The organism is Paraburkholderia sp. RL17-381-BIF-C (assembly GCF_046026435.1).
Classification (GTDB): Bacteria; Pseudomonadota; Gammaproteobacteria; order Burkholderiales; family Burkholderiaceae; genus Paraburkholderia.
In genome coordinates this window covers 23837-36623 of the sequence record NZ_JARESX010000022.1, presented here as the reverse complement: position 1 = coordinate 36623, position 12787 = coordinate 23837, and the positions used below count along the sequence as shown (strand labels likewise).

Here is a 12787-nt window from a genome sequence, read left to right as displayed (position 1 = left end):
TTGCAGCGCGACGGGGGTGTCCAATGATGATGGTCTAGTGATGAAATTCGAGAACTTGTTCGAAGGAAAATCGTGGCCACACGCGAAGGAGCGGCTCGGTGTCATGTCGGTCGATACGCTCAATCGTATCTGGCTACTTGTTCGTGAAGAAGATGGTTATATCATCGCCATTGCGAAGGACGGCAAGGATGCATTGCTCGGTCGCATGTGCAAGCGTGATGATGGCAAGTTCTGCATCGAAATCGTTGTGCGTGCCCCAATCGAAAACAATACGCTTGGCCGCTACGTGTTCTGGCATGTTCATTCAACCGATAAGCAGCGTTACGCCCGGCGGCTCTATGAGGTGATGCGAAGCCACCTTGATAGGGCAATAGATAAAGAAATTTGACGGTCACGGTATAGAGGAAGGAATCCAAATGCTGCGCCCGACAAAGGAAGAGTTCCAGCGATGGCGCGGAACCGGACTCGCGTTCTTAGGAACGTACCTGCATCCGAATCCGAAGCTGTACAAATACACTTGGCAGATATGGACACCAGATTCGCCGAAGGACCAGAATTCTTTGAGCAGGGTCCGCGCTATAGCACAGCAAAGTACCGGGAAATAGAGAAGCAGATGTTCAAGGCTGGCGTCTCGGGTTTTGTCTACAACCGCCAGCTTCCGCGTCTCGGTATCGGCAAGCCATTTGACTTGACGCATCCCCGATGGGCGAACCGAGTATGGGCACCAGCGTGGGAAGATGACCCGGACCCGGAATGGGACGGGCACAAGTAAGCGGGCACAGAGCCGAGATTCGTTGCGTCGCGAATCCCGGGTTTGTACGCCTTCAATAAGGCATGGAAAGTGACCTATTTCTCAGCCGGTTGAACCAGTCAAGTTCCCCGAGTTTATGCAGGATCCAGCAGCAGCGAGTCGATGACTTTTACGGCCTTGCGACTTGCGTCATTCGGGCTCAAATGAGCGTAGCGCTGGGTCATCTTCGGATCGCTGTGGCCGAGCAGCACCGACACTTCATACAGGCTGACGCCTGCCTTGACCAGCTTGCTCGCGAACGTATGTCGAAACGTGTGCAGGGTAACGCGTCCACCGCGCTCCTTGACCGCCGCCGGGTCATTCAGCCCCGCGCGCTCGATCGCCTTCTTGATTGACTTCGTGCTGTAGCCGCGCTCGTTGCCCGTGCGGTCTTCGAACACGTAACGCTGACCCGGCCTGCGTTCTTCCCACCGGCGACGAAGGATTGCTTCGAGTCGGGAGGTCATGTACAGCACGTCCTCGTTTCTTACCTTGCTCCGGTACAGATTGATTGTGCAGCCATCAAGGCTGATCGCCGACCACGGAATGTTTGCGACCTCGGAGTAGCGACACCCCGTATCCAGCAGGAAAACCGTGATGTCGTAGTTGTCCTGCACATTCCGCGTCATTTCGGGTGTTCGCGTTTCTAACGGCTTCAAACCGTTTCTAAGCCGATCCGGCTCGAGTTCGAGCAATAACGCCGACTCTTCGATGGAATCCAGATATCGAAGCCTATAAGAAGTCTTAAGCGCGGGAAACACGATTTCGCGATTCACTTTGAAGCCGAGCTTCGTCATCTCGTTGATGGTTGCCCGCAGCAGCCCAATCTCGTGTTTGATCGTCGCAGGCTTGTCGCCTTCGGCCTTACGTTTCGCGACAAGGACTTCGAAGTCGCGCGTAGTCAGTTCGTGCAGCAGCGTGTCGGGCGAAAATCCGTAGCAGGGAAGCTTCGCCTTCGTCTTCGAATGAAGCTTGTACCCCATCGCCTTCCGGATGCCCGACCACATGCCGCTGTAATAGGCAGTGCCCTTACGGGACTCGACGTACTGCTCAAGCGCATCCTTGATTGTGATTTCAGGCGAGTCGCCGAGGTAACGTTCGCTGTGCGCGCGGTTGCGGAATTCGCGTTCGACCTGAGCGGCCTTCGTCTTGTTCGGCGTGCCGGTCGAACCGAAGAATTTCTTGCCCTGAATCTGAAATTGGTAGTACCAGTTTTTGCTGTTATTGCGACGGATTAGTGTCATGGCGTTGCTCCTTACGGAATGTAGTTGATGAGCAACACCATCCGGGCTGACACGGAGTATGACAACAGCTTTCGCCCATGCCAGGGACGAAAAAAACGGTCCGTGCGCGAGCACGGTCCGTTCGGGAAACCCTGCTTACGACGGCTTATATTGGAGATATATCGCCCTCGTCACCGCCTGCGTCGAAGTCCTCGTCGGCCATATTGGAGAGCAGCTTCTTCTGCCAGTCCTTCTTCCGCTGGTAGACCTCCGTCTCATTGAATTCGTAACCGATGTAGTCCTTCGTATGTTCGTTGAATTGAAGATCAACTATCAGACACAAGCCCTTATAAACGCGATGGGGTTTCGAGAGGGGCTTATATCCCTTATCGGCCAGAATCATGCCGAACCGCTTGCCCGAATAGGCGAAGTTATGTTGCGTTTTGCTCCACGCATTGAAGAATTTGTAGGCATCGCCGAAATGGATCTCGCCGTCTGGATCGTCGCGCGTGAACTCCGACAACCAGCTTTCGACAACATCCATCTCTCCACGATACTCCGACACCTCGTTCGTGATGATCGCCGGTTCCTTGAGCTTGCAGCCGTTCTCGCGCCATTGCTGGCATCCTACGAGAGCCCAGTTCAGGATGCCCGGCAGTTCCTCGCGCAGCTTGCGTTCAAGGTCAGGGTCACGCTTCTCCGGCGGAATCGTCACCGTGAACGGGATCAACTTCATGCGGCGCCAGATGCCGTGGTCGTTGCCCTTGATCGTTGGCTTGTAGTTGCCCGCGAGCCAGAGCTTGAAACGTGGTGTGAACGCGAACGCATTCTGGTAGAGCATGCGGGCGGTGATTTCTTCGCCGCCCGTATACCATTTCACCGTTTTTTCGCTGAAATGGCGGCCCTCCTCGACTTCGCTCATCGCAACGAGACGTTTCCCCGCGAGGCGCGCAACTTCACTGCTTGCCGCGTTCTGGGACATGGCTTGCCCCCCGTTCTTGTCGAGCAACATGTCGCCATTCGCCTGCGCTCCGAGATCACCGAAGAGTGCCCGCAGTAAATTGAGAAAGGTGGATTTTCCGTTCGCACCACTGCCAAATGCGAAGAACAGGGAATGCTCCGATGTCTGTGTGGTCAACGTATAGCCGATGGCGCGGCGCAGGTACTCCACGAGGGCGGTGTTTCCGTCCATGATTTGCAAAAGGAACTCTTCCCACCGCGGGCACGTAGCATCTGGATCGTAATAAACTCCTGCCGTTTGCGTAATGTGAAGCGCTGGGTCTATCGGCATGAACTTGCCCGTCCGCAAGTCGATCAGCCCATTGAGCACCGGGAGCATCCATTCACCCTGATCGAGATCGCTTGCAGAAACCGCGATGCCGGGTTCCGACCGGAAAAGTTCCACGGCATATTTCAGGCCGGTGTTGCTCTCTGTATATTTTGCGTGCTCGAACATCTCCATGCGGTTGCCCGGCGACAGGCGAGACATTTCTTCGTAAATCAGCGGAAGAAGTTCACGGGCGAGGCCAAGGACATGCAGTTCGTCAATGCGCTGCCATACCCCCGAATCCTGTTTCTTTAACCACTGTTTGGTCTCGTACACGTAGCGGAGGATAGCGCGGTACAGCTCGGACAAACGCATGGCGTTTCCGAGGTCAGTGGTGTGTAAGGCGTTGGCAGCATTCTCCCTATGCGACTTGATGACATTCATCGCAATCTGAGCAACTTCGGATTCGGAAAGGGGCGGGTTGCAGCAGGCAGTGTTGTATTCAAGCAGTTCTTCTTCCAGCCGTTCGTAGTCCAATCCACTATTGAGCAGGGAAAATGCGTGAAGCATGACAGACTGGTTGCGGCTCCCAGCGGGGGCAATCGGGGTTGTACGCGATTTCCGCTTACGGCGCGTCGCACCTTGCTCGGCAAGTGCTTCCAGTAACCATACTTCAGCGGGAGCAATAGGCGCAGCCGGGTCGACCCATTCATATGAGCCGCCATTAATGGTCGATGGAGGGGCAACGCAATAGCCACCGTCCGCCCTGACGTCGATTCCCTCGCGGAAGTTCACTTTGCACGGAATTTTCATCCCTTCAGGGTAAGTAAACAAAAAATGGATCCCTCCCGATGGCGTCAGGGCCGTCCTGGTCTCCGGCAAAGGACCATATGTTTTCTGCAGATGGACGAGCGACTTCACGCCAGACTTCTGATTCTTTACATCAATATCGAGCACGATCAAGCGACCGGAGGGAGCGCCAGTAGCGTAGGCAATGTTTGCACCGGGATATTGCTCGGCCCATGCCCGATGCTGTTCGGGATCAAGACTCGCGTCCTTGAACCCGTTCGGTGTGAGAGGGCGCTTTTCGTTCGGAACAATCGGAAAGCAAGCGAAGCCTTTCGCTGCAAGGGCGGTATACTTCTTAATTGGATCAATGTTAATAATTTCGGATTGCATATTAGATGACAGAGAGACCGCGATTACGATCTCTCAGTATGATTGAGGTGTTATTCGGAATTAACCGCCAGATGCGGCGATGCTAAGCACTGTTTGGTTGCGGAAATTGCAAATGCAAGCAACCATTCCCCGGAGGCGCATTGGAATGATGCTGGTGAGTGCATAAACTGTTTTGCACTCGTCGCAGACAATTCCGGCCGCAGCACGGTGAGAGCCGATTGCCTTGGCTGGAGGGTGCTTGGTCGGATGTTTCGGGCAGAGCACTTCAGCACCGGTGCTGTAACTGCAGACCGTGAAGGGGCCTTCATGAAGATCTGCGGCCCAGATAGGATAATGTTCTTCGATGCAGACGAGCTTATACCCTTCGGGCATAAAGGTCGAAACGTCCCGCGAGCAAAAGAGAGTGTCGGGGTACGCAGGTTTGGCCGGTTTCGCAATTTTAGCCATGTGTCACCTCGCAGAAGAGATCTTCTTCAAGAGATTCCAGCGAAAGAAGCCTGCATGTCGCATAGACCGCCTTGCAGTCGTCACAGACGATGCCACACGCCTCGCGGTCTACTCCAATTGCACGAGCCTTACTATGAGCAGGGACGCGAGGGCAGAGGACGAGATCGCCGGTGCTGTAGCAATAGACGGGAAGCGGACCATCGCGCAGATCGGAGGGCCAAGTTGGATGCTCGGGACTCAGGTCAGCAATGATGTAGTCAGGGACGAACTGCCGGACGTCGCCGTCGCAGTAGAATGAATACGGGTAGGTGGGGAAAAAAGGATTTGCCACGCAATAGCCTTTAACGGTTAGTTAATGGCCGATGGCGGATGCGATAAGGGATAGTAGGACTTACGCAGTGGGACGCCATCGACCAAAATCCGTTCGTAATGAACGGGACGTTTGATCGAAGATGCGTCTCACTGCACCACCCAAATGACTGGGCTGAGGACCGCTCAAAACGCGCATCCCCTCGGGCTGGTCACACAACCTCCATTACCCGGTGCTGGCGAGACCCCATCGATTTTTCGCAGTCGATGGGTCTAGGTGCCAAGAACTCTTGATGAGATGAACTGTACAGAAGCCGGACTGCGGAGACAAGGGGGTGGTATACGTTGCGCGCTTGCAATCAGACCGGCCACGGCGGGCAGGTTTTTTGAATACGCGGACAGGAAGGGGTGTTACAAATCGCAAGGTAGGGTTTGGCATTCGACAGCCATTGTGAGACGCATGGCGGGGCTATAAATTTGCTTCCGGCTGCCCCGCACCCATGTCCCTGCCCTCTCACTCTGCATGCGAACTCAGCACATCTTAAACAATTCAACGATTTCATCAATTTTCAGAAAGTTCTCTCTATCTCTTCCTCTATATAAAAACTTTCTAAAAACAAGAGAAATGGTTTAATCGTTTAAAAAAGCTGTTCCCTTCAGATGAATGTGAAGAAATTTCATCCCCACCTGTAGGGGGCGGTCGGCGATGGCCAGACACGGGCACCTGTCGAGGATGGCCCCACGGCAGAATCTAGTTAAGCTGATGATCTGGCTAGGAAATTCCTGTTAAATCAAATGGATAGGGCGCCGGTGCGCGGAAGTGACGTGAAAAATGTCGCTGTTGCTCGCCGTATTTTCGGGGGCTCTGTCTTTTTCGCTGGGCGATGGAAGCACATTCCAACCTACAGCGGGTGACAATGGTCGAATAGAGCAGCCAATAAATATAGGAGGGAGCGAAGGAGGGTAAGCCTGTTGCGAGTGACCTGCATGCGCGAACGGGTGCTATGTCGGCGACCTCTTCGTTCTGGCGAGATTGCTCTACTCTGGCGCATCGTGACGAAGTCGCTTCGCCTTGCGAGGCAGTGCCTCGGTGTGATTGTCAGGCTTTTTTGCGTCCGAGGTCGAGAGTCCTGATTGTGGAGCCGGGGTTGCCGTCCCCCCGGCCAAGACAGCTTTCCATCCGGTCGCAAAAGCCTGAATCTGAGATGGGGTTGTTTGGGTCAATTGAGTTAAGCCAAGCACCGCGATGACCACACCGAATATCGTAAGGCGCCTTTGTATTCTTGCTTCAAAGGCCGATTCCGCTGCCGTTCGCTCTATTCGAATAACTTCAGCAAGCCGGCTAAGCTGGTCGACGAGTTCATAGCGGAGTGATCCGAGAAGCAGTCGTTCGCGAATAGCCGCGTAAAGGGGACCTACCTCCGTCGTAATGACGCGGGCAGGCGCTTCGAAGTAGTAGCTAGCTATAAACCGCGATATTTCCGCGTGCATCGTCTCCGTATGATTCACCCGTGAGTCATCGCGGCAGCGTTCGGCAAGGTCGTTGATTGCTTGTTCGAGGACGCGATGATAGGCGAGACCTAGCATGTATGCGGCTAAGGCTCGCACTGCCCGATCACCCCCCGGCTCTGACGAGAAGATAGCCATGCCCTTTGCGTCGACCGTTGCTTTTAAACGGGCAACGTTCGAATAGCAGTCTTCTGTCAAGGTGGCCGAGCCACGAAAAAACATCGATATTTCACCTATTGCCGTTTCAAACGTGCCGTTGGACCAAACGAAGCGGCCAATCTCGTCAACGGCAGTATCTCTCTCAACAAGCTTGTTAGCTCGTCCCCACGCCTGTCCTACCGAAGTATTGTTTAGATTTTCTATTGGACAGAAACAGAAGACCACCGAGCGATCGGAGCCCGAGAAGAAACGAAATACTAGCGGCTCGTTTGTGCTTGGGCGAATGCTCGTCATAGTCGAACTATGGACGGGGTGCAAAAAATATTTCCCTTCCAATGGGGTGCTCAGCAGCAGTGTTTTAAGAGGTTGGTTGAGATGGTAGATGATCCCTTGCACTTCAATCTCCGGCGAGGGCGCCTCTGAACGGGGACCCAGTTGATGCTATCAGTCCTTATGTTTACGGCGAGCATTTAAAAAACTGAAGCCTGCAGATGGATTTAGTAACAGATAGGGCAAATATTCCACGCCAGTCCATGGCGAGTGAGGGGCGACTCGAAACTAGGCAGCTAGGGGATCGCTGGGTGCAAGCACTTATCGGCAACAAGCTTGGCGCTTTGTGATTTACCTACGTCAGTATTCGAAATGCGAGGATTGTCTGTGCGGTACCGTTCGTTCATGCATAGATTTCGCGGCGCGATGTGCTTCAACTTCGCCTAGCATTGGTTGAGATTGTCTGGCGGCGGGTTTACTGCGGACCCACGTTTCCGGAGTTAAAAATGAAAACTAGTTTAGCTGCCGCTGCCGTTGTGATCCTCGCCGCTTGTACGACTAAGCCGGTCCTTAATCCCGACAACTTGGCGAGTCAATGGGGTGCACGACTACGCGCATATCAGATCTTTCCGGTTTTTCCACCGCGTGAAGACATTCAAGTCGGAGACCTATACGCGATTTGCGCCAAGAAATCGGTAGCGCAAGTGCCGTTTGGGGAAAACAGCGCCGTGCAGCTCGCAGCAGCTCAAAAAGGTCCGCCGCCAATTGCCATTTGGTTAGCGCGCGTCACCGAACTTCGGAGCAGCATGAGCGAATTCTATGGTGAGGCTGTCACGTTGCCTGCCGCTAGTGCTTCTAGTAAAGGTACGAGCGCCGACGCGACGAAGGATTTTGGGCCCATGCCTGAAGGGCAAAATTTCCTCTCCGGTAAAAGCAGTGTCATCCGATTGCGAAACGTGTCATTCCCGGAGTTCTTCTCGGCATCGGTGACTCAAGCACAGGTGGGCGCTCTTGTGCCAGCGGGTGTGGTTTTGGCAGGCTTTGGCCTGAGTAGCGAAGACGTTGGTTCGGTTTCGATCAGCGTTCCAGCTGCCGGATCTTATGGCTTGCCGGCTTGGGATTCGCTACAAGTTGCGAAAACTTCGAAAGTATGGAAATCGGCGGAATTTTGGACATGGGCAACGGATTACCTTTCTAAATATTCAAATTCATGCGCAAGCGATGAGCGGGCGGTATTTCTGCTTGTCACGGAGGTATTCGCGGCTTACGCAATTGACGTCAACTTTACCTTCACGAAAGGTACTGCGGCTAAGCTTCAGGTTGCGATGAAAGAACCAGCAGGAGGGACTAGGCAGGCAACACTAGATTCTTTGTTGAAATATTTTTCTCCGAGTGGACAAGCGGCATCCAGCAAAGCCCAGCCAGCTGACCCCTCAGGCACTGCAGATAAAGGAACTACAGTAAGCAAAGGAACCACGGCAGGTGGCGGAACCACGGCAGGTGGTGGAACGACGGCAGATAAAGGAACCGCTGCGAGTGGGGCCGGAGCACCGCTTACGCCCGTCCAGGATCTATCGGCGCAATTGAAAACTCTTGTCGATTCGGCCGCTGGAAATGAGCAGCAGCAGTTCCCCGGGATTTCAGCGCAGATTGTTACAGGTTCGAGTTCGGGCTTGAAGATTCAGCGTGATTTCGCGAACCCGGTAGTGATAGGTTACCGGGCAATGGCTTTTGACCCACTCCCGGATGGGACGTCGCCCACGAAGCCCTTCGCTCCGAATGTCCAACGCCCCTTGAGCCTGGATGGGCCCTGACCTCGACATTCCAGACCGTGGCGACGATCGTTCATTTGCGTAGGTAAAACCGATGCGAGCCCAAAAATCAGGTCCATGCGCTGTGCTGATAAAACGGATGATAGTTGGCCATTTGATGTTGCTTATTAGTAGCACCGTGTCAGCATCGGAGGACTTCTCCATTTCGCTGCAAACCGACACCTCCGCGTCCGCTTCCATCGATGGCGGGTTGACGCAGACGGCCCAAAATCCCACCAGCTCGCATGCAAGTGTTGTCGGGTCTGAAAGCAGTCAATGTCAGCCGTATGGGCGAGGGAGTTCAGCATCGAGCGCCGCCGACGTCCAACAGGAGCCGGTGCCAAGTAATGATATTCGTTACACCCTTGCTGTTACAGGCTTATCGAAAGGGGGGCATTACCGGACTTGCACTGGTTGTGTGTTTAACGAGTGTGCGGGGCTGCACGGAAACGATACCAATGCGGCGTCGTTTGCCCACGCAGGTGCCACTGCCGTCATCGCTTTTGCGCAAGGGATATTGCCTGGGCCTTATCTCTTAACGCTTGGCCAGATTTCACACAATCTCCCTACGGGCGCAACTGTCGCAGTGGAAGGTCCCGAGGGTCCGATAGCTATTCCCACCGGAGCACAGCAGATTATCTTGCATGCCTCTCCCGGTGCTATCTTTACAGTACGCTCTTCGCTCGATCTGTCTACCAAAGACAAAGGCGGATGTTGTGAGGACCACAAGGCACAAAGCTTGCCTATGCAAATTGCTGTGCATCCGGCACCTTTAGCTGCGACAAATGATCGACCACTCATGTTGGGTGGCACGTTCGCCTCGGGGTTCCACTCGGTAGCTATAGTTGAGCTCAAAAAAGACGACGGTACATGGGCGACGCATTGCACGGCGACGTTGATTGGAGACCGTACAGCGTTGACTGCAGCGCATTGCGTTGCTGGTCGGTATAAACCAGACGTCGATAAGAAAAACATGAGATTGCTGTTCGGCAGCTCGATGGATGACCCGAACAGCAAGATTTACTCCATAAAAGCAGCGAAATATCCTGAGGGTAAGGTTGCAGGTGAATTCAACTACAGAGTCGTCGTCAACGGTCAGTCGATAACCACTGAGGATGATATCGCCGTCGTACTTTTGAACGACAGCCCGCCGAAGGACTTATTTCCGCGGTACGCGCTATATAGCGGGGTTCCATCGTTGGAGTCATTGACTCAAGGAAATGATAAGGAACCGCTGTATTTTGTTGGCTACGGATTGTATGACATAACAACGTCGCAAGATGGAAAATTGGATACATCCAGCGCAGGAAAGCGCCGCCAAGCAATTGTGCCCATAGATGCGGTCCAAAATCAGACCTTCAGCTATGTTGCCAATAAGTTAGGGCAGAATGTATGCGCGGGTGATTCTGGTGGGCCCGCAATGCTAGAACGTGCGCCAACGGGATGGATGATTGTTGGCGTTACTGCCTACGGTGCCGAAACTTGCGTTGATGGCCGTAGCATGCGAGTGGACGTATACAAGAAATGGATCGATTCGCAATTCGCGCAGTAAAGGATTCGCCCGTTGGCAAACCATGTTATTGAGTTCGCCAGTTAAACTCGGACTGTCTGCATGCTGCCTAATTTTTTAATAAGCTGATGATCTGATTCGAAGATTCTCGTTAGATCAAGGGGGTAGAGAGCCGGTGCGTGAGGGTGACGTGAAAACTGTCACTGTTGCTCGCTGAATTTCGAAGTGGTCGCCGTCGTGCAGGTCGTGGTCGTTCGCTTGCCGTTGCCTTGAAGGTCGATCTGCTGGACCCTGGACGCACTTTCAACGAATGGAGTGCGATCATGGTTGATCAGAAGCAAGGTGTGACGGGCAAAGACGAGAAAGCAGGTAAGCCTGTTGCCGTTGACTCGAAGGCAGGAACTGTTGCTCCAGCTGCGAGCGTGACGACGAACGATACCGCAGCGAAGTCGGCACCAGCTACGCCGACGAAGATGGAACTGGCGACGGAAATCTACAAGCGGATGCGGACCGTCAAGGACGTGACGCGGAAAGACATCATCGAGAAGTTCATTGCCGATGTGAAACTGACGAAGGCCGGTGCGAGTACGTACTACCAGATGATAAAGGACAAGCACGAGCCGCAAGGCAAGAAGTGATTTGCCATTGGAAGCATATTTCTACGAAAGGCTCCCACGGGGCCTTTCACTTTCCCGTGACGCACCGAGTCAAAGCGTAGTTGTTGCTCACATCTTCGATGGTGCCGAACGTCTCAAGACGCTGCCGGCGCTATCTTAACTTCGCCCGGATTGAGGCCAGCGAATTCATCAAAATTTTGGAAACCGGCGACCCATACACTGAAGATGGTGCCATTTTCCAATGGCTTATCGTTGCCAGAGACCTGCTGTGGAGCATTGAGCTGATTTAGCATCGTCGTCTCTTCCCCTACGCTTCTCGCGGCAGCTGTGACGGTGTTGCGCACACAATCCTCGACTGCTAGCGCGAATGCAAGATTCTTTGCTCTGTCAAAGATCATTCGGCTTTGATTGATTGAGATTCCTATGTGAAGGGTTGCGCTTGGTATGAATATCGTGCCATCGTTGATTTTCGCAACTATCGGCTTGGGCGGTGCCAAATTTACGGTGACACGCGCCCTTAGCGTTGCGTCGAACTTTCCGTCTGCCGAAAATGCTGCCGGTTGGTAAACCTTTTGCGCTGCATCTTTTGCCGCGTGTTCGATTCCTTCCTCAAGCGTTTTGAACGATCTTCCAGGCCATGTAATCGGAGTGCTGCTATTCGTCTCCGCGTTGCCGAGCCGGAGGTCCATACGTGTGCTTGTCGGCTGACTTCCCGGGAGTGAAAAAGTGCGCTCTGTCGAGAAGCCCCCGATTGAAATCGATATCACATGAAGAAAAAAATCGATGATCTTGCCGGGCGCTCCCCATTCGTCGTTCGTAAGATCTCTAACAAGAAACAGATCTATTGAGTCTGCTTTGGCTTGCGTCACCGCACCAGATTGAAAACCGTTGTTAGAAAATATGACGCCGCGGGAGGCGCCGACTTCGCGGACGGTTGTCGCCATTGAATCGACCGTTGCTCGATCGACGGCCTTGTTCCAGAATTTGCACTCGGCGACGATAAGATGCTCGTAGAGCCCTTGCTTGTGGCGGATAAGGACGTCGATTTGCCGTGGAGCCCCCGATCGCCCAGGCAGCACGACGTTATGCTCGACACTGACTTCGCCCGTCCTGTTCAGTTCAGCAACAAGTTGTTCGAAACCGCCCCAATCTTTGACTAAATGAGAAAGTTGCATAGGTTGAGCTCTACCCATAAACGAGATGCGTAGCCTTCGTACCGACTAGCGTTCCGGAAGAGCAAGCAGATTGTCTGTTGTCCGCCCGTCCGCAACGGTCTGGACATATTTAACGTGTCCGTTGTTGTGGACGTGAACCCATGCGCCCGGTTGGTTGGGGTTGCGATCGGGACACCAAACGCTGTATTCGCCATATTGCTCGATATAGCTCACCATCTCAGCTCGCGAGCAGGCCCCTTCCTTCCCAGTTGCATTCTCTCCTTCGAGCTGTATCCACCAAAGGAAGGCAATGTGCTCGTGCCCCCGCCCCCCGGCCATTCGCCTTGCAACACACTTGATCGTTGTCGTCATATCGGACCTTTCTATTCGGGACCACGCGGATGAACTCGCGGGCGGGTTGGCGCCGACAACCGATGCCCGATTCTATTGATGTGGCACTAATTCTAGCGCTTCGGAGTAGCCGGAAAGTCATGCCCACCAGCCTGCGAGAAGCGTAACACGTTGTTCCCAAAATGGGAACA

General features: G+C 53.8%; 11 protein-coding genes. 5 read left to right on the top strand and 6 right to left on the bottom strand.

Translation table 11 applies throughout. The features are described 5' to 3' along the window. The first annotated feature begins 40 nt into the window (after nt 1-40). Together P0D70_RS15785 and P0D70_RS15780 are read left to right on the top strand one after the other, a co-directional pair. Complete coding sequence (locus P0D70_RS15785) at nt 41-388, top strand: hypothetical protein (protein ID WP_244744754.1); 348 nt, start codon at nt 41-43, stop codon at nt 386-388. Nucleotides 389-526: 138 nt separating this feature from the next. After that, nucleotides 527-772, top strand: coding sequence for a hypothetical protein (locus P0D70_RS15780; protein WP_408185193.1), 246 nt, complete (start codon nt 527-529; stop codon nt 770-772). Between the two features lie 113 nt (nt 773-885). Here the strand turns inward: P0D70_RS15780 and P0D70_RS15775 are convergent, their stop codons facing one another. From P0D70_RS15775 to P0D70_RS15760, 4 genes are all read right to left on the bottom strand, one after another. Then, entirely contained in the window at nt 886-2034 is a 1149-nt protein-coding gene (locus tag P0D70_RS15775; protein ID WP_244744757.1) for a tyrosine-type recombinase/integrase, read from the bottom strand. Between the two features lie 145 nt (nt 2035-2179). After that, a complete protein-coding gene (locus P0D70_RS15770; RefSeq protein ID WP_244744758.1) occupies nt 2180-4459 on the bottom strand; it encodes a phage/plasmid primase, P4 family in 2280 nt (759 codons plus the stop codon). Nucleotides 4460-4519: 60 nt separating this feature from the next. After that, the gene (locus P0D70_RS15765) at nt 4520-4906 is read right to left on the bottom strand and encodes a hypothetical protein (RefSeq protein ID WP_244744759.1); all 387 of its coding nucleotides are present in this window, start codon (nt 4904-4906) and stop codon (nt 4520-4522) included. 1347 nt (nt 4907-6253) lie between these two features. Next, entirely contained in the window at nt 6254-7279 is a 1026-nt protein-coding gene (locus P0D70_RS15760) for a hypothetical protein (protein WP_408185192.1), read from the bottom strand. Nucleotides 7280-7659: 380 nt separating this feature from the next. Here P0D70_RS15760 and P0D70_RS15755 point away from each other — a divergent pair, with 380 nt between their 5' ends. The 3 genes from P0D70_RS15755 to P0D70_RS15745 all read left to right on the top strand — a co-directional run bounded on the left by P0D70_RS15755 (nt 7660) and on the right by P0D70_RS15745 (nt 11112). Beyond that, on the top strand, nt 7660-8967 hold the full coding sequence (locus tag P0D70_RS15755) for a hypothetical protein (protein WP_408185191.1): 1308 nt from the start codon (nt 7660-7662) through the stop codon (nt 8965-8967). Between the two features lie 52 nt (nt 8968-9019). After that, a complete protein-coding gene (locus P0D70_RS15750; RefSeq protein ID WP_408185190.1) occupies nt 9020-10516 on the top strand; it encodes a trypsin-like serine protease in 1497 nt (498 codons plus the stop codon). A 281-nt stretch (nt 10517-10797) separates the two neighbouring features. After that, on the top strand, nt 10798-11112 hold the full coding sequence (locus P0D70_RS15745) for a hypothetical protein (protein WP_153134711.1): 315 nt from the start codon (nt 10798-10800) through the stop codon (nt 11110-11112). Between the two features lie 113 nt (nt 11113-11225). Here P0D70_RS15745 and P0D70_RS15740 read toward each other — a convergent pair whose 3' ends face one another. Beyond that, nucleotides 11226-12266 (bottom strand): restriction endonuclease, encoded by a 1041-nt coding sequence (locus tag P0D70_RS15740; protein WP_408185189.1) that lies wholly within the window; start codon nt 12264-12266, stop codon nt 11226-11228. A 45-nt stretch (nt 12267-12311) separates the two neighbouring features. Continuing rightward, nucleotides 12312-12617, bottom strand: coding sequence for a DUF3892 domain-containing protein (locus P0D70_RS15735; protein ID WP_153134713.1), 306 nt, complete (start codon nt 12615-12617; stop codon nt 12312-12314). Nucleotides 12618-12787 lie beyond the last annotated feature (170 nt).